Genomic DNA, 16,445 nt, shown 5'->3' with positions numbered 1-16,445 from the left:
GCCCCGGATCGCGCCGGAGCGGCATCACTCCAGCTTGAGCTTCTGCTTGTCGACCACGTCCTTGTAGACCTTGTACTCGGCATCGATCTGGCTCGTGAACTCGGCCGGCGTGTTGGCGACGATCAGCGAGCCGGTGTCCTCGATGCGCTTCTTCACGTCGGGCAGCGCCACGGTCTGCCTGACCGCCGAGTGGATCTTGTCGACAACGTCCTTGGGCAGGTTCTTCGGGCCGAGCACGCCGTAGTAGGCCATGCGGTTGACCGGCTCGAGGCCGACTTCCTTGAAGGTCGGCACGTTCGGCAGCGTCGCCAGGCGCTGCGGCGCCGCGACCACGATCGGGATCAGGCGCCCGTCCTTGATGAAGGGCAGCGCCGAGGGCAGGTTGTCGAAGATCACCGGCACCTGGCCGGCCACCGTGTCGTTGAGCGCCGGGCCGGCGCCGCGATACGGAATGTGCGTGACGAAGGTGCCCGACAGGTTCTTGTAGAGCTCCATCTGCAGGTGGCCGATGCCGCCGGTGCCCGAGCTCGCGTAGCTGTACTTGCCGGGATTCTTCTTGAGCTCGGCGACGAAGCTCTTGTAGTCGCGCGCCGGGAAGCTCGGGTGCACCGCGATCACGTTCGGCGTGGCAGCGATGTTGATGATCGGCGTGAAGTCCTTCAGTGGGTCGTAGCCGATCTTCGGATTGATCGCGGGATTCGAGGCGGTGGTCGAGACCGTCGCCATGCCCAGGGTGTAGCCGTCCGGCTGCGCGCGGATCACCTCGAGCGCGCCGATCGAGCCGCCGCCGCCGCTCTTGTTCTCGACCACTAGGGTCTGGCCGAGCGGCGCGTTGACCTTCTCGGCCAGCACGCGGGCGATGATGTCGGTGGTGCCACCGGGCGCGAAGGGCACCACCAGCCGCACCGGCTTGGCCGGATAGGCCTGGGCCAGCACGGCAGCCGGGGCGGCGAGCAGGCCCATCAGGCCAAGGACGGGAGGCAGCAGCCGGGCGACGAGGTGGCGGCGGGGCAGTCGGTGCATGTGACGAGGCTCCTGGTGACGATGGTGGGGCGCGTGCAAGCCGCGCAGCGCGATGCTCCGACTCTGCCACGTCCGCGCAAGTGCCCCGACTCATGGAAAGCCCGATGTCGGCCCCCGACGGCGCCCGCTTCGGCGGTTAGGCTAGGGCCTGTTAACGCTACCGGAGGGATCGCGTGACCCAGGAAACAAAGGCCATCAAGGCGCAAAGCGCAGCCGGGGTCGGCCTTGCAGGCCGCGCCCTCGCAGAGCTCGGGCTCCTCGCCAGGCATGACCAGTCCTCAGGACTGTTCATGTCCGGGCTCAGCCCCCGGCGAGCTTTGCAACGCCGAGGGCCGCAGTTTCCTGGGATCACCCTTCGGGCCCGGGTCGCGCAGGCCGCAGGGCGGCGTTGCTCGGTCGTTGCGTGCAAGAGCACGCGTCCTTTCTCGCGCCTACCCCTGCGGCCTGCGCGACCCGGGCGCGAGCCCTCCGGTAGCGTTAACAGGCCCTAGGCGCATGCGCGACATCCTGCTGCTGCTGCCCGACTTCCTGCTGATCGTCATCGGCTACCTCGTCTGCCGCCACACCGCGCTCGACCGCGCGGTCTGGGAGGCGGTCGAGCGCCTCGTCTACTACCTGCTGTTCCCGGTGCTGCTGTTCAGCTCGATCGCGCGCAGCCCGCTCGAACTCGGCCCGAGCGCGCAGCTCATCGGCGGCGGGCTGGCCGTGGTCGGCGTCGGCATCGCGCTGGCCTACGCGCTGCGGCTGCTGCCCGGCATCGACGCCCGGCTACACGCCTCCGGCGCGCAGACCGCGTTCCGCTTCAACAGCTACGTCGCACTGGCGCTGGCCGAGCGCTTTGGCGGCGCCGCCGGCGTGGCCGGCATGGCGCTGCTGGTGGCCTTCTGCGTGCCGGTCTGCAACGTCGCGGCGGTCTGGCCGCTGGCGCGCCACGGCGGCCACCGGGTCGGCCGCGAGCTGCTGCGCAACCCGCTGATCATCGCCACCGTCGGCGGCCTGCTGGCCAATCTCGCCGGACTGCAGCTGCCCGATCCGCTGGCGCTGACGCTGCAACGCATCGGCGCCGCGGCGCTGCCGCTCGGGCTGATGGCCGTCGGCGCCGGCCTGCAACTCGGCGGCGTGACGGCCTCGCCGCGCCTGGCCGCGGCGCTGCTGACGATCCGCCATGCGCTGCTGCCGCTGGCCGCACTCGGCCTGATCGCACTGCTGTCGCTGCCGCCGGCGCAATCCGCGGTGCTGCTGGCCTTTGCCGCGATGCCGACCGCCTCCAGCGCCTACGTGCTGGCGATCCGCATGGGCGGCGACGGCGCCTTCGTCGCCGGGCTGGTGACGCTGTCGACGCTGATCGGCATGCTGACGCTGCCGTTGTGGATGCAGTTGCGCTGAATCGGGGGCCGCTCCAGTCGCCGCAGGACACGGTGTCGGAAGGAAGCAGGAGCACGCGGAGTCGCATGCCCTCGGGAATCACCTTCGATGATGGGTGAGCACGAGGTCGAGGGCGCGCGGTACGCACTCGAGCTGCAGCGCGTCCACCAACAAGGACCCGTAGCGGATCTTTCGTCGTGCACGGGTGCCCATGAAGCGCCGAAGGTGAGCGTGCGTGCTGCGCCCACGTTGCGCCGGCTGGTCCTGAAACCTGCGAAAGGACGCCAGTTCGCCTTCGCCTTCAAGGACGCGCTCGACCGCTGCTGAGCCCAAGGCTCGAATCAGCTCGTCCTCCAGGTCGGCTTCACACGCGAAGAAGCCGAGCGCCTCCCGCTCTTCGCGTGTCTGCGCGCTGCCAAGCTCCATGCGCTGCAGGTTGTGCCTCACATACGGCTCCTCGGCCGCGTCGTAAAGACCCGCCAGGCGCAACCTCAGGCCTCGCGGGCCTAGCGCTTGCGCAAACTTGCCGATGTTCGTGATGCCGCCCATGGGCACGACGCCAATCCCCTCGGCCGTCAAGTCCCGCCCCTGTTTCACAGCAAGTGATTCAAGAGCGGCTTGATCACTCCAGCCTTCGACAAGGATCACCGCGCGCGCATTGGTGCCAGTGAGCAACTCGCAGGCGGCCTCCGTTCCCAAGGGCGGCCGAGGGCCAGATGGAATCTCGTCCAGGTCAAGGCGTCGTCGTGGTTTGCTCATGCTCGAACCCAGCCGGCTAGCGTATCAACGGCAGGCAGGTGGTCTGCGCCATCGCGGCGCTTCTGCGGGATCGAAGCTGCTCGGCGGCCTCCAGGGCACTAGCGTCCATGCCTTGCGTTCAGTCGACCTCGCGCTGCGCAAGCGCCCAGTCGATGTGCTCCTGCACCAGCGGTGTGGCCGCATCGCGCGCACCGGTCAGCGCCTGCGCGATGCGCTCGTCACCACTGTCACGCCAGGCGTTGCCCAGTGCCACCGCCAGGTTGCGCCGCCAGCGGCCGTAGCCGATGCGGCGGATCGCGCTGCCTTCGGTGAGGCGCAGGAAGTCTGCCTCGCTCCAGGCCCAGAGCTGCAGCAGCGTTGGCTCGGCCAGCGTCTCGCGCACGTCGAAGTCGGCCAGCGTGGCGCGCTGCGCGTACTTGTTCCACGGGCAGACGAGCTGGCAATCGTCGCAGCCGTAGATGCGGTTGCCGATCGCTGCGCGCAGCGGTTCGGGGATCGGCCCGTCGTGCTCGATCGTCAGGTACGAGATGCAGCGCCGCGCGTCGAGCCGGTAGGGCGCCACGATCGCCTGCGTCGGGCAGACATCGATGCAGGCGCTGCAAGTGCCGCAATGGGCAACGACCGGCGCGGTCTCGGGCAGCGCGAGATCCACGTAGATCTCGCCGAGGAAGAACATCGAGCCGGCCTCGCGCGACAGCACCAGCGTGTGCTTGCCGCGCCAGCCGATGCCCGAACGCTGCGCCAGCTCGACCTCGAGCACCGGCGCCGAGTCGGTGAACACGCGGTGGCCGAAGGGGCCGACGACGTCGGCCAGTTGGTCGGCCAGCTTCTGCAGGCGCGAGCGCAGCACCTTGTGATAGTCGCGGCCCCGCGCATAGAGCGAGACGCTGGCCGCATCCGGTCGCTGCAGGCGCTCGAAGCCGATGGCCTGCCAGCCCTCGGGCATGGCGGCCGGCAGGTAGTCCATGCGCGCCGTGACCACCCGCAGCGTGCCCGGTACCAGCTCGGCCGGGCGCGCGCGCTTGAGGCCGTGGGCCGCCATGTAGTCCATCGAGCCGTGAAATCCGGCCTCGAGCCAGGCCTGCAATCCGGGTTCGGCCGCGGCGAGGTCGACTCCGGCGATGCCGATCTGTGAAAATCCGAGTGACCTGGCCCACAGGCGCAGTTGCGCGACCAGGACTTCGCCGTTGGTGGCGGGGTCGAAGTCGCGGGGCGATGGCGCGAGCGGTACCGCATGCATGAGCCGATTCTAGGAACGCGACACGAACACTGGCCCGACGAGGCGGCCTGCGCCGCCCGGGCCCACGCCATGGCCCATGCGCTGCAACGCGATGCGTCGCTGCGCGATGCCTGCATCGAGCTCGACGGCCCGCTCGGCGCCGGCAAGACCACCTTCGTGCGCCATCTGCTGCGCGGCCTCGGCATCGAGGGCCGCATCAAGAGCCCGAGCTACGCGGTGCTCGAGCCGCACGAATGGCGCAACGAGCATGGCGCGGCGCAATCGGCCTGGCACTTCGACTTCTATCGCTTCGGCGACCCGCGCGAGTGGCTCGACGCCGGTTTTCGCGAGACCTTCGCCGGCCCAGGCCTCAAGCTCGTCGAATGGGCACAGAACGCCGGCCCGCAGCGGCCGCAGCCCGATCTGCTGCTTGCCATCGAGCCCGGCGCCGATGATTCGCGGCGCGTGGTCCACAGCGCGCTCACGCCGCGCGGGCTCGCATTGCTCGAGGCCGGCTGCCGGCCGCTGATGCTGTGAGCGCGACCAGACCCGAGCGCCGCGCGGCGCTGGCCCGGATCGGCCGCCAGGGCGGCGCGCTGGTGCTGATGCTCGGCGTCGGCGAGCTCGCCTTCGGTGCCACGCTGCTCGCGGTGCGGGTCTGGCCGGCGGCCGACAACACCCGTGTGACGCTCGAATCCGATGCCCGGCTGACGGCCAGGCATTTCCTGGCCGAGAACCCGAGCCGGCTGGTGATCGACATCGAGGGCCTCGAACTGAGCCCGCAGCTGCGCGAGCTGGTTGGCAAGGTGCGACCCGACGACCCCTACATCGCCGGCGTGCGCGTCGGCCAGAACCAGCCGCGCGTGGTGCGCCTGGTGCTCGACCTCAAGCAGCCGATCGCGCCACAGCTCTTCTCGCTCGATCCGGTCGCGGCCTATGGCCACCGCCTCGTGTTCGACCTCTACCCGACGGTGGAGCGCGACCCGCTGCTGGCGCTGATCAACGAGAAGCGCTCCGAGGACCGCCAGACCGCGGCCGGCGCCATGGCCAGCGACAGCGCGGCCGCTAGCGTCAACGACGCGCTCGGTGAGTTCATCGGCAAGGTCGGCAAGGAGCCCGCCGCGCGGCCGGGGGCACCGGCCTCGGCGCCCCCGGTCGTCGCCGCGCCCACTGCACCCTCGGCGCCGGCAACCCCGCCACCGGCCGCGCCACGCGGCACCGAGCGCCTGATCATCGTCGCGCTCGACCCCGGCCATGGCGGCGAGGACCCGGGCGCGGTCGGCCCCTCGGGACTGCGCGAGAAGGACGTGGTGCTGCAGGTCGCGCTGAAGCTGCGCGACCGCCTCAACTCCCGCGCCAACATGCGCGCCTTCCTTACGCGCGACGCCGACTTCTTCGTGCCGCTGCAAGACCGCGTGCGCAAGGCGCGCCGCGTGCAGGCCGACCTCTTCATCTCGATCCACGCCGACGCCTTCTTCACGCCACGGGCGCGCGGCGCCTCGGTGTTCGCGCTGTCCGACACCGGCGCCAGCAGCGTGGCGGCGCGCTGGTTGGCCAACAAGGAGAACGCGGCCGACGCGGTCGGCGGCGTCAACCTCGCCAAGACCAAGGACGCCGCCCTCAACCGCGCCCTGCTCGACATGAGCACCAGCGCCCAGATCAAGGACAGCCTCAAGCTCGGCAGCGAGGTGCTCGGCAACCTCGGCCGCGTCGGCAACCTGCACAAGGTGCGCGTCGAGCAGGCCGGCTTCGCGGTGCTGAAGGCGCCCGACATCCCGTCGATCCTGGTCGAGACCGCGTTCATCTCCAACCCCGACGAGGAAGCGCGGCTGCGCGACGCGGGCTACCAGAACCGGCTGGTCGAGGCGCTGATGAGCGGCATCGAACGCTACTTCGCGAAGAACCCGCCGCTGGCGCGCAACCGGTCGCTGTGAGCAGGGCAGCGCCGGCCCGGTCGCTTGTTGAGGCGGCGGCCGGCTTGCAGAATGCTCCGCGAGCGGGCTGAGCTCGAACGTCGAGCACCCAGCCCCGCTCCACCCCGCGTGAAGGACCTGCACCATGCCCCTGCTCGGATCGGCCGCCATGCTCCTGTCCTTCGACGTCGCCCCCGAGGCCATCGCGGAGCACGACGACTGGCATACCCACGAGCACCTGGCGGAACGCCTGTCGATCCCCGGCTTTCTCCGGGGCACCCGGTGGGTCGCCCTGCGCGACCAGCCGCGCTACTTCGTCCTGTACGAGGTCGCCGAACTCGCAACCCTGACGTCTGCCGCGTACCTCGAGCGCTTGAACAGTCCGAGCGCGTGGACCTCGAAGATGATGCCGCACTACCGTGGCATGAGCAGGGGGTTCTGCTCGGTCAGCGGCAGTTTCGGCCTCGGCATGGGGCACGTCGCGGCCTTGCTCCGCTTCGGGGTGGAGCCGGGTTCCGCCGCGTCGCTGCGCGACTGGCTCCTGCGGGACGTGTTGCCTGATCTGCCGAACCGGCCTGGACTCGGGAGCGTGCACCTCCTGGAAGGCGCGGTCACACCGAGCATGACGGCGGAGCAGAGCATCCGCGGCGCCGACGCTGGAGTCGACTGGGCCCTGGTTCTGGCGGGGTACAGCGAAGAAGCCCTGGCAGGACTGGTGCGGGAGGTGGTCGGACCGGCCCATCTCGCGCAACATGGGGCCACCGGCGTGGTCGTCGCCATGTACAGGATCGACTACTCGCTCACCCGCGGCGAAGTCGAGGTCTGATCCTTCGCTCGAACGGCCCTCAGCGGGCGGCTCAGATCGAACGCAGGCTGGAGCCGGCAGGCGGGCAACGCCTTCGTACCGAAAGGAGCACAGCATGGAACTCGGCAACTTTTCGATCAGCCTCGCCGTCAAGGACCTCGCCGCCTCGCGAAGCTTCTATGAAAAATTCGGCTTCACGGTCTTTGCCGGCGACGCCGCGCAGAACTGGCTGATCCTGAAGAACGGCGATCACGTGATCGGCCTCTTCCAGGGCATGTTCGAGCGCAACATGCTGACCTTCAACCCAGGCTGGGACAGCAACGCGCAACCGCTCGCCTCGTTCACCGACGTGCGCGATCTGCAGCGCCAGCTGAAGGCACAGGGAGTGCAGTTGCAGCAGGAGGCCGACGAGAGCGGCACCGGGCCGGCCAGCTTTGTCGCGATCGACCCGGATGGCAATCCGATCCTCGTCGACCAGCACCTGTGAGCGTGACCGCTCGGGCCCAAGGTCCGAGCCCGGCCCATCAACCAAACGCCGGCATGCCGTACTTGGAAAAGTGATTCGCGCGCGCCGGCCAGGCAAAGGCCTCGATCGCCGCGCGAATGACGGGCCAGCCGGTGGCAAACAGCGCGGTGTCATGGACTCCGGCGTAGCAGACGGCGATGCCCAGGCCGTCGAGGTCGAAGTGGATCGCGTTCTGCGAGCTCCACAGATAGCCGCCCTTGTCGCAGGTGAAGCTGCTGCCGACCGCGACGACGCTGTCGAAGCCGTGGCCGGAGCGCGGTCGCCCCGATGTGGCTGCCAGGCCCAGCATCGCCAGGATGGCCGAGCGACGCAGCATCGGGTTCTTGCGATTGACGTTGAAGGCCGCGATGAAGCGCGCCAGGTCGACGGCGGCGCAGGACAGCCCGCCGGTGGCGGCGCCGTTCTCGAGATGGATGTTGCCGTAGACGTCGGCGACCAGCGGTTGGTCGGCCGTCATCACGCTGCGTCCGACCGCCAGCCTCAACGCGGCTTCGCCGCTGCGGTGATAGCGCGCCTCGTCGGCAAAGCTCGCGCCCGCCAGCGAGGTCGCGGTTCGCATGCGCGTGATCTGCAGCGGCTCGAGCAGGTTCGTGCGAAGCGCGTCGAAGAAGGACGCCGCGCCGCGCACGCGCGCCACGACCATGCCGAGCAGCGCGTAGCCCCAGTTGTTGTAGTCGGGTGCGGCGGCCTGCAGCATCTGACTGCACTTGAAGGACGCGAGCTGCGCCTCGCTGACTGGCAGCTTCGTGCCGAAGGCGGCAGCGACGGCCGCGTCGGACCAGTAGAAGTCCGGCACCAGCCGGCTGCGATGCAGCAGCAGGTCTTCCACCGTGATGGCGGCGAAGCCCGGGTCGGTGGGCGGCAGCCCGGCCGGCGTGGTGAGGCCGAGGATGCCTTGCACGGTGTCGGTCAGCCGCAGGCGCCCCTCGTCGATGAGCTGGTGCGCCGCCACGGCGACGAAGCTCTTGGAGACGCTGGCAAGGCGGAACAGCGTGGTCGGCAGTGCGACCGGATAGCCTGGCTCGGCCCAGGTGTAGCCGCGCGCAAACACGAGCCGCGTGTTGCGGACCACCGCCAGCGAGGCGCTGCGCACTCCGGCGGCCTCGAGCACGCCGCGCATCGCATCGTCGACGCTCTGTGCCGTGCCGGCGCCGCTGACTGTCCATTGCCGCTGCAGGACGGCCTCCTGCTTGGCAAAGATCGCGGCAAAGCGGATGCCGGCGCCGCTGCCGCCGCCCTGCACGCAGATCGGGTAGTAGCCGAGCGGGACCAGCCGATCGAACTCGGCCTGGTAGCCGGCGCTCGTGAGTCCGTGCCGCGCGACCACCGGTCCGATCTGGTCGTCGCGGTAGATCGACAGGTAGCGCTCGTTGCCCGAGACCGCCGCATGGGCGAGCCGGGCGTGGCCGCCGAGCTGTGCGTCGAAGCGCTGCTGGTAGGTGGCGTGGTCGTCGCCGATCCCGTCGGCACTCCACGCGACACGCTCGCTGTTGGCGGGCCAGATGCCGGCGTAGGCCGGCGTGGCGGCGTCGCCGTAGATCGCTCCGCTGGTCATGATCCAGCGGTTGTCGTGGGCTTGCTTGTCCCAGTGCTGGATGGTGCCGGCGTCGGTCTCGCTGCCGCTCCTGAGGCCGACTCGGGTCAGCGGCACCGGGCCTGGGCGTTGCTCGAACACGCCCGCGATCACCGGGTTGGCCAGCGTGCCGGCGACGCTCAGGATGACGGGATGGAATCCGGCCGCCGCCGCATTGTTGAAGGCCGCCTGGTACCCGGCTGCATCGAGCCCGTGCACCGCCGACCAGTCCGGCCCGCCGCGCCGCACCCACACCGCCGCGTAGAGCGGATTGTTCGGCTGGTAGACGCTCAGCGAGATCAGCCGGTAGCCCTGCGGGTACAGGTTGGTGAACTGGGCCTGGTGCTCTGCTCCGCTGCGGTGGTGGTAGGCAACGAAGTCCATGCTTGGCTCCACGGAGTGAGCGCCGAGTGTGCGCGTCGGTTCGCGCGGACTTCTAGGGGGAGCGTGATGCCTGGGCGTCGAGCGCAAACCAGGGCTCGGTGATCTCGTAGAGCCGAAGCTCCACGAGATCAATCAAGGTCGTCAAGCCTGCTCGCCGGCCATCGATTCAGCTCAGGTGATGCACCTCCGCCAGCCCGTACACCGGCGTCGGGATGCCTTCCTTGCGCGCCTTGAGCTGAAGCGACAGGAACTGCGAGTAGTGCCGGCTCTGGTGCAGGTTGCCGCCGTGGAACCACAGCGCCGGCTGGCGCGTCGGCTTCCACATGTTGCGCAACTCGCCCTCCCACGGCCCCGGGTCCTTGCGGGTGTCGGAGCCCAGGCCCCAGCACTTGCCGACCTTGTCGGCGACTTCCTGTGAGATGAGCCGCGCGGCCCAGCCGTTCATCGAGCCATAGCCGGTGGCATAGACGATCAGGTCGGCTGGCAGCTCGGTGCCGTCGGCAAACAGGATCGAGTGCTCCTTGATGCGCTCGATCGCCACGCCGCTCTTGAGCTTGACCTGGCCATTGGCCACCAGTTCCGAGGCGCCGACGTCGATGTAGTAGCCCGAGCCGCGGCGCAGGTACTTCATGAACAGGCCAGAGCCGTCGTCGCCGAAGTCGAGCATGAAGCCGGCCTTCTCGAGCCGCGCGTAGAGCTCGGCGTCGCGCTTCTTCATCTCCTCGTAGACCGGGATCTGGAAGCCGGCCATGATCTTGTAGGGCACCGAGGCAAAGATCAGGTCGGCCTTGTGGTGGTCGATGCCGTTCCTGATGGCCTCCTCCGAGTAGAGGCCGCCAAGCGCCAGCTCCATCAGCGAATCCGAGCGCGCGATGTGGGTGGAGGAGCGCTGCACCATCGTCACGTCGGCGCCATGCTCCCAGAGGTCGGCACAGATGTCGTGGGCCGAGTTGTTGGAGCCGATCACCACGCACTTCTTGCCGCGATAGGCCTCGCCGCCGCCATGCCGGCTCGAGTGGTGCTGCTCGCCCTTGAAGCTGCCGGCACCGGGCAGGTGCGGCACGTTGGGCACCGCCGACATGCCGGTGGCCAGCACCAGCTGCGTCGGCCTCAGCGTCAGCGGCTTGCCCCCGCGCTCGACCTGCACTTCCCAGGTGCCGGCGGCCTCGTCGTACTTCGCGCTCTTGCACTCGGTGGAGCCCCAGTAGTCGAGCTCCATCACGCGCGTGTACATCTCGAGCCAGTCGCCGATCTTGTCCTTGGGGCTGAACACCGGCCAGTGGTCGGGGAACGGCAGGTAGGGCATGTGGTCGTACCAGACCGGGTCGTGCAGGCACAGCGACTTGTAGCGCTTGCGCCAGGAGTCGCCCGGCCGTTCGTTCTTCTCGACGATCAAGGCCGGCACGCCAAGCCGCTTGAGCCGCGCGCCCAGGCCGATGCCGCCCTGCCCGCCGCCGACGATCAGCACATAGGGCTGCTCGCTGATGCCGAACGTGTCGGCGTGCTCGGCCCGCCGCTCGGCCCAGTTCTTCCGGTCCTGCAGCGCGCCATGCTCCACGCCCTTGGGGCGCGCCGCGCCGCGCGGCTCCTCGAATCCCTTGAGCTCGACCATCGTCGTCAGCAGCGTCCAGCACTTGTCGCCCTTGAGCCGGATGTGGCCCTTGCCGCGCGCGACGGCGGTCTCGAAGGTGATCCAAGCCTCGGTGACGCCGTCGGCCGCGCTGGCCTCGCCGTCGATGGCCCAGGCCGAGGGCCGCACCTGGGCCGCCACCGCGTCGAGCATCGCGCGGATCGCGGCGCGGCCCTCCATCGTCTTGATGTTCCAGGTGAAGGAGACGAGGTCGCGCCAGTAGCAGTCCTCGTCGAACAGCGCGGCTGCGGCGGCATGGTCGCCGCGCTCGATGGCGGCGCCAAACGCGGCGAGCCAGGACTTGACCGCTTGGGTGGCATCACTCATCGCCGCGCTCCTTGTCGGTGACAGACCGGAATGCGCAGTGTCAGGCTGCCCGCGCCATCGATGCAAGCGCGGGCCAAAGCCCTGCGCAGCGCAGGTGGGATTGGGTGCGCTGCCTCAGGCGGCGGCCGTCGGCCGCCGGCGGGCCCGGATCGCACCGACCAGCACGATCAGGCCGGGGATCAGGATCATGGCCCAGATGATCTTGCTGAGGTTGCTCTGCACCCACGGGATGTTGCCGAACAGGTAGCCCGCCATCACCAGGCTGCCAACCCACAGCGTGCCGCCGGTGACGTCGTAGAAGGTGAAGCGGCGCCGCGTCATCTCGGCCACGCCGGCAACGAAGGGGGCAAAGGTGCGCAGGAACGGCATGAAGCGCGCCAGCACGATCGTGATGCCGCCGTACTTCTCGTAGAAGGCGTGGGCCGAGTCGAAGGCGCGCTTGTTGAAGAAGCGCGACTGCTCCCAGCCGAAGACCTTGGGCCCGACCATGCGGCCGATCGTGTAGTTGGTCTGGTTGCCGAGGATCGCCGCCGCCGTCAGCAGCCCGATCGACAGCGGCAGGTTCATCAGGCCCACGCCGCACAGCGCGCCGACCACGAACAGCAGCGAGTCGCCCGGCAGGAAGGGCATCACGACGACGCCGGTCTCGACGAAGATGATCGTGAACAGCAGCGCGTAGACCCAGGCACCGTAGTTCTGCACGAAGGTGGCGAGGTGCACGTCGACGTGGAGGATGAAGTCGATGAGGAAGGCAACGATGTCCATGGGCGCAATTATCGGCAGTGGCGAGACCGGTCTCCGGCGTGGCGCGATCGGCGGCCCATGACTTGTGGGTGCGGCCAAGGCCGCTTGAACCGGGACCGAGTCAGGGGTAGCTGATCAAGGCTATGGTCCTGAAGCACCGGCCGAGTTCGAAGGCGAGGTCCTCTTTTGTGCCCGGCATGTCGATTCGGGCCGCTGTGGTTCGTCGTGTTGGTGGAGGACCAACGTATGCCCAAGATCATCGCGAATGCATTCCTGACCCTGGATGGCGTCATGCAGGCTCCCGGTGGCCCCGACGAGGACCGCGAGGGTGGCTTCCTGCATGGCGGCTGGCAGGCCCCCTATGTCGACGATGTCATGGGGCGGCTGGTCACGCAGGGCTTTGCCGACGCCGACGGTTTCCTGCTCGGGCGCAAGACCTACGACATCTTCGCCAACTACTGGCCCAAGGTCACCGACCCCGACAACCCGATAGCGACCGCGCTCAACTCGCGACCCAAGTACGTGGTGTCGCGCAGCCTCGAAGGTGTCAGCTGGAACAACTCCGGCCTGATCAAGGGCGACGTGATCGCAGAACTCCGCAAGCTGCGGGAGCAGCCCGGCCAGACCCTGCAGACCTGGGGCAGCACCGACTTGCTCCAGACGCTGCACCGGTACGACCTGATCGACGAATACCGGCTGTTCATCTTCCCGGTGGTGCTCGGCTCCGGCAAGCGGCTCTTTGGCACTGGCACGGTACCGCTCGCGCTCAAGCAGGTGGAGGCCGTCACGAGCAGCAAGGGGGCGACCTACCACCGCTTCGAGCGCAGCGGGAAGCCGGAGTACGGACAGATGGGGCCTTGAGAATCGCCCTGGCTGTATCGCGTGGTCAGACCCTTGGGCATTGGAGCTTGCAGATGGGACCTGATGAACGAACCATCCGTGAGCTGCACACCACCTGGATTGACGCAGTCAACGCCGGCGACCTTGCGCGCTTGCTCACCCTGATGGCTGACGATGTCGCGTTGCTGCATCCGGGCCACGCGCCGATCGGCCGGGATGAGTTTCCCGCCCGCTTCTCGAGCGCCCACCAACAATCCCGGATCCGTTGCATCAGCGAGCTGGAAGAGGTCGTGGTCTCGGGCCTTGTCGCCTACACACTGTGCCGGGACTCGTTGTCCGTGACACCGCACGCCGGCGGAGAAACAACGGAGCTGGCCGGTCATCGGATCACCATCTACCGCAAGCAGCCCGACGGCCGCTGGCTCCTGGCCCGCGACGCCAACACCTTGTCCCCGGTGGCGAGCTGAGGTTGAGGTCGCGAGAACCGCCCTGCTCGACCTGAGCATTCCCCGAACGACTGCTTGCACCTGGTTTGACCGACCGTTCAGGGTCCAGGCTGTGTGAAAACCTCATCCCTGTCGCCTAGATTGAGGCAGCGCGTTGCCTCGAGGTGGCGAGATGACGCGATTCATCGAAGGCGAGGATCGGCAGCAAGTGACGCGGGTGCCGGAGTGCCTGGACGACTACATCGCTGAAGACAAGCCGGTCCGGGTCATCGACGCATTCGTCGAAGAACTGGGTCTGGCGGCGCTGGACCTAAGCGCCCGCAACGGCAAGAAATGCCTGGCTCGATCGGCCTCGAGGCGTTCGCACGCAGCCTCGGCCGGCGAACGTCACTGCACCAAGGTGCGCACGAAATCTGCACTCGGGATCCATGGATCGTCCTCGACGCCGCCAAACTCGTCGACAAGAAACTCCATGAACGCACGAGTGCTGGCCGGGACATGCCGACGGGTCGGCATGCAGGCCCAGATCGACAGGTCCGCGACGTGCCAGGCGGGCAGGACCTGCTCGAGACTGTGGTTGCGCAAGTCCCCGTCGATCGAGAACGAAGGCAGGCCGGCAATGCCGAGACCGGCCAGCGCGCTGGCGCGATGGAGATCCGGATTCATGCTGTGGAGCTGTGACAGCGTCGGGATGACCGTCACACATTCGCCCGCCGAACAGTCGTCATCGGGCCGACGACTGAAGGTGATCGCGCCCTGCAGCGGCGGGGTCAACAGTCGGTGTCCCACGAGCTCGCTGGGATGGGAGGGGCGACCGAAGCGATCCAGGTACTCGGGCGTCGCGCAGCCGATGACCTCGGAGCGCGCCAGCCGTCGCGCGATGAAGTCCCCATCGAGCGGCGACTGCTTGACCACGATGGTGATGTCTTGGCCCGGATCGAGCGATCTGACCGGACCGGCAGCGGTGACCTTGACCACGACCTTTGGGCAGACCGCATGGAATCGCGGCAGGCGGCGCGCCAACTGATGCGCCGCGAACTCGGGCGAGGCGGCGACTCGCACTTCGCCGTCGGGCTCGGACTGCGTCTGGCGAACCAAGCCCGTGGCCTCTTCGACGTCCTCGAGGATGCCGCGTACGCGATCGAGATAGCGCTCGCCAACCTCCGTCAGTGTCACCCGCCTGGTCGTACGCGTCATCAGGCGAGCGCCGAGGTGCTGTTCCAGCTCTGCCACGACCCGCGTGACGACCGCGGGCGCCACGTCGAGCGCTCGCGACGCGTTGATGAAGCTGCCGGAATCTGCAACCTGCGCGAATGTGCGCATCGCCTTCAGCTCGTTCATCGCCGGATCCTTCGCTGTTGAGAAGTCAGGGCACTGAATTCACTTTAGGAGTGCATAGTTTAGCTGTCAAGCATATGTTTGACACCTCCGACAACGGTAGTGGGCGGCCGCGGGCGATGTGCCCGCGGCCGCCCACTCGAGGCCGTTGCCTCGACCGGCGATGTCGTTACTGCTTGGCCGTCACTTGCTTGCCAGCGGCTTCCTTGGCTGCCACCTCCTTGGCCGCGCGCTCGATGAGCGCGGCCACGTCCTTCGGGCGCGAGACGTAGACCGCGTGGCTGCCGGGAACCTCAACAACCGTCGAGCCAGCGCGCTGGGACATCGCGCGCTGGGCGGCGGGCGGGATCATCCTGTCGTCCTTGGCCACGAGGTACCAACTCGGCTTCGTGCGCCACGACGGCTCGCTGATCGCGCCGGTCAGGGCGTCGACACCCCAGGGCACCTGGGAGTCGGCCATGAAGGCCGCCTTCTCGGCGCTGACGTCGCCCGCGAAGGACGCGGCGAACTTCGCCTTGTCGAGTGCGAGGAAGCCGTTCTGCGGCGGCAGGATCGGCGGCACCGGCGCGCCGGGAACCGGATCCTTGATCAGCGAGGACACCGACTCGCCACGGTCGGGAGCAAAGGCCGCCACGTACACGAGGCCCTTGACGCCCGGATGGTTGCCGGCCTCGGTGATGACCACGCCACCGTAGGAGTGGCCGACGAGGATCACCGGCTTGCCTTGCGCTTCGATCGCGCGCTTCGTGAACGCGACGTCGTCCGCCAGGGATGTCGTCGGGTTCTGCACGACGGTGACCGAGTAGCCATCCTTCGTCAGGATGCGATGCACGTCTTCCCAGCCGGATCCGTCGACGAAGCCGCCGTGAACCAGGACGATCGATGCCAGTGCTTCTGTGATGCCGTTCATTTGAATCTCCAAGTGGGTGATGGTCAGGGTTTGCAACGCGATCGCTGTTGAAAAGTTGCGCGTTGACGAACACAAAGGTAGGTGCCACCACCTCTGAGAAAAACGCGACCTGCGTCAAGCTGACGTTTGCGTCCCGCAAACAATCCAGGCGCCGGGATCGGTGGCCTGAGTTCGCCTTCGAGCTTCTGAGGAGCCAGCAGCGACGCCCCGCATCTCACGGCGTGACACCGCGACGACTCTTGAAGCAGGGCGCCAGAGCCCTGGCTCTCGACCAACCCCATGTAGGCGATGCCGATTGAGCCGCTTGGGCCGAACGACTTCTCACCACCGAGCTGGATCAGCCGACCTTCGGCGAGGCTTGGTTGCCGTGCGGAAGCGACGACGTCCGCGGGACTGCGTTCGAGAGTCGCGGTCACCTGCGTCGAACCGCTACGTCGGCAGTACCGTGAAGCACGTCGTTGGAACTGCGCAAGCGTGTCCGCTTGGATGCCAGCGATTCGGCGGAGAGCGTGAGTTCACGATGCGGCTCAGAAAGACCGCAACCGCTGGAGGCTGTGTGATAACGAGTCGGAAGGTGGCGGTGTCCAACGAGAAGCCCCGGCTTTCGAAGGTTCAACCGGCAATTCGGATTGATTGCCGCCAA

At 68.2% G+C, this 16,445-nt stretch carries 15 protein-coding genes; 7 read left to right on the top strand and 8 right to left on the bottom strand.

The window, feature by feature from the left end; genetic code table 11:
- Nucleotides 1-24 precede the first annotated feature (24 nt).
- Nucleotides 25-1,023: a tripartite tricarboxylate transporter substrate binding protein BugE gene (locus EV670_RS17305; protein ID WP_423213592.1), complete on the bottom strand. Its 999-nt coding sequence runs from the start codon at nt 1,021-1,023 to the stop codon at nt 25-27.
- Between the two features lie 495 nt (nt 1,024-1,518).
- Here EV670_RS17305 and EV670_RS17300 point away from each other — a divergent pair, with 495 nt between their 5' ends.
- Nucleotides 1,519-2,409, top strand: coding sequence for an AEC family transporter (locus EV670_RS17300; RefSeq protein WP_130434494.1), 891 nt, complete (start codon nt 1,519-1,521; stop codon nt 2,407-2,409).
- A 78-nt stretch (nt 2,410-2,487) separates the two neighbouring features.
- Here EV670_RS17300 and EV670_RS17295 read toward each other — a convergent pair whose 3' ends face one another.
- Together EV670_RS17295 and queG are read right to left on the bottom strand one after the other, a co-directional pair.
- Nucleotides 2,488-3,147, bottom strand: a complete 660-nt coding sequence (locus EV670_RS17295; RefSeq protein ID WP_207225099.1) for a TOPRIM nucleotidyl transferase/hydrolase domain-containing protein — start codon at nt 3,145-3,147, stop codon at nt 2,488-2,490.
- A gap of 118 nt (nt 3,148-3,265) precedes the next feature.
- Nucleotides 3,266-4,324 (bottom strand): tRNA epoxyqueuosine(34) reductase QueG, encoded by a 1,059-nt coding sequence (gene queG, locus EV670_RS17290; protein WP_130434650.1) that lies wholly within the window; start codon nt 4,322-4,324, stop codon nt 3,266-3,268.
- Nucleotides 4,325-4,381: 57 nt separating this feature from the next.
- Between queG and tsaE the strand changes: the two genes are divergently transcribed.
- The 4 genes from tsaE (at nt 4,382) to EV670_RS17270 (ending at nt 7,571) form a co-directional block, all read left to right on the top strand.
- Entirely contained in the window at nt 4,382-4,903 is a 522-nt protein-coding gene (gene tsaE, locus EV670_RS17285; RefSeq protein ID WP_130434490.1) for a tRNA (adenosine(37)-N6)-threonylcarbamoyltransferase complex ATPase subunit type 1 TsaE, read from the top strand.
- Nucleotides 4,904-4,971: 68 nt separating this feature from the next.
- A complete protein-coding gene (locus EV670_RS17280; protein WP_130434648.1) occupies nt 4,972-6,300 on the top strand; it encodes an N-acetylmuramoyl-L-alanine amidase in 1,329 nt (442 codons plus the stop codon).
- 124 nt (nt 6,301-6,424) lie between these two features.
- Complete coding sequence (locus EV670_RS17275; protein ID WP_130434488.1) at nt 6,425-7,105, top strand: hypothetical protein; 681 nt, start codon at nt 6,425-6,427, stop codon at nt 7,103-7,105.
- 94 nt (nt 7,106-7,199) lie between these two features.
- Nucleotides 7,200-7,571 carry a VOC family protein gene (locus tag EV670_RS17270; protein ID WP_130434486.1) on the top strand — a complete coding sequence of 124 codons (372 nt, stop codon included), beginning with the start codon at nt 7,200-7,202 and terminating at the stop codon, nt 7,569-7,571.
- 37 nt (nt 7,572-7,608) lie between these two features.
- Here the strand turns inward: EV670_RS17270 and EV670_RS17265 are convergent, their stop codons facing one another.
- From EV670_RS17265 to EV670_RS17255, 3 genes are all read right to left on the bottom strand, one after another.
- Nucleotides 7,609-9,567: a serine hydrolase gene (locus EV670_RS17265; protein WP_130434484.1), complete on the bottom strand. Its 1,959-nt coding sequence runs from the start codon at nt 9,565-9,567 to the stop codon at nt 7,609-7,611.
- Between the two features lie 166 nt (nt 9,568-9,733).
- Nucleotides 9,734-11,524, bottom strand: coding sequence for an NAD(P)/FAD-dependent oxidoreductase (locus EV670_RS17260; protein WP_130434482.1), 1,791 nt, complete (start codon nt 11,522-11,524; stop codon nt 9,734-9,736).
- A 114-nt stretch (nt 11,525-11,638) separates the two neighbouring features.
- Nucleotides 11,639-12,289: a DedA family protein gene (locus EV670_RS17255; protein ID WP_130434480.1), complete on the bottom strand. Its 651-nt coding sequence runs from the start codon at nt 12,287-12,289 to the stop codon at nt 11,639-11,641.
- Between the two features lie 225 nt (nt 12,290-12,514).
- Between EV670_RS17255 and EV670_RS17250 the strand changes: the two genes are divergently transcribed.
- Together EV670_RS17250 and EV670_RS17245 are read left to right on the top strand one after the other, a co-directional pair.
- Nucleotides 12,515-13,129, top strand: a complete 615-nt coding sequence (locus EV670_RS17250; protein WP_130434478.1) for a dihydrofolate reductase family protein — start codon at nt 12,515-12,517, stop codon at nt 13,127-13,129.
- A 53-nt stretch (nt 13,130-13,182) separates the two neighbouring features.
- The gene (locus tag EV670_RS17245) at nt 13,183-13,575 is read left to right on the top strand and encodes a YybH family protein (RefSeq protein ID WP_130434476.1); all 393 of its coding nucleotides are present in this window, start codon (nt 13,183-13,185) and stop codon (nt 13,573-13,575) included.
- A 366-nt stretch (nt 13,576-13,941) separates the two neighbouring features.
- Here the strand turns inward: EV670_RS17245 and EV670_RS17240 are convergent, their stop codons facing one another.
- Entirely contained in the window at nt 13,942-14,895 is a 954-nt protein-coding gene (locus EV670_RS17240) for a LysR family transcriptional regulator (RefSeq protein ID WP_130434474.1), read from the bottom strand.
- Nucleotides 14,896-15,061: 166 nt separating this feature from the next.
- A complete protein-coding gene (locus EV670_RS17235; RefSeq protein ID WP_242617030.1) occupies nt 15,062-15,838 on the bottom strand; it encodes an alpha/beta fold hydrolase in 777 nt (258 codons plus the stop codon).
- Nucleotides 15,839-16,445: the final 607 nt, after the last annotated feature.

The organism is Rivibacter subsaxonicus (assembly GCF_004217215.1).
Lineage (GTDB): Bacteria > Pseudomonadota > Gammaproteobacteria > Burkholderiales > Burkholderiaceae_C > Rivibacter > Rivibacter subsaxonicus.
The sequence above is the reverse complement of the archived record's forward strand: the minus strand, read 5'-3'. Positions and strand labels throughout refer to the sequence as shown.

Coding starts and splice junctions, on each gene's coding strand:
- EV670_RS17265 (WP_130434484.1), bottom strand. CDS start 9,567: ATGGACTTCGTTGCCTACCACCACCGCAGCGGAGCAGAGCACCAGGCC.
- tsaE (WP_130434490.1), top strand. CDS start 4,382: ATGCATGAGCCGATTCTAGGAACGCGACACGAACACTGGCCCGACGAG.
- EV670_RS17295 (WP_207225099.1), bottom strand. CDS start 3,147: ATGAGCAAACCACGACGACGCCTTGACCTGGACGAGATTCCATCTGGC.
- EV670_RS17270 (WP_130434486.1), top strand. CDS start 7,200: ATGGAACTCGGCAACTTTTCGATCAGCCTCGCCGTCAAGGACCTCGCC.
- EV670_RS17260 (WP_130434482.1), bottom strand. CDS start 11,524: ATGAGTGATGCCACCCAAGCGGTCAAGTCCTGGCTCGCCGCGTTTGGC.
- EV670_RS17250 (WP_130434478.1), top strand. CDS start 12,515: ATGCCCAAGATCATCGCGAATGCATTCCTGACCCTGGATGGCGTCATG.
- EV670_RS17275 (WP_130434488.1), top strand. CDS start 6,425: ATGCCCCTGCTCGGATCGGCCGCCATGCTCCTGTCCTTCGACGTCGCC.
- EV670_RS17240 (WP_130434474.1), bottom strand. CDS start 14,895: ATGAACGAGCTGAAGGCGATGCGCACATTCGCGCAGGTTGCAGATTCC.
- EV670_RS17245 (WP_130434476.1), top strand. CDS start 13,183: ATGGGACCTGATGAACGAACCATCCGTGAGCTGCACACCACCTGGATT.
- EV670_RS17300 (WP_130434494.1), top strand. CDS start 1,519: ATGCGCGACATCCTGCTGCTGCTGCCCGACTTCCTGCTGATCGTCATC.
- EV670_RS17305 (WP_423213592.1), bottom strand. CDS start 1,023: ATGCACCGACTGCCCCGCCGCCACCTCGTCGCCCGGCTGCTGCCTCCC.
- EV670_RS17255 (WP_130434480.1), bottom strand. CDS start 12,289: ATGGACATCGTTGCCTTCCTCATCGACTTCATCCTCCACGTCGACGTG.
- EV670_RS17280 (WP_130434648.1), top strand. CDS start 4,972: ATGCTCGGCGTCGGCGAGCTCGCCTTCGGTGCCACGCTGCTCGCGGTG.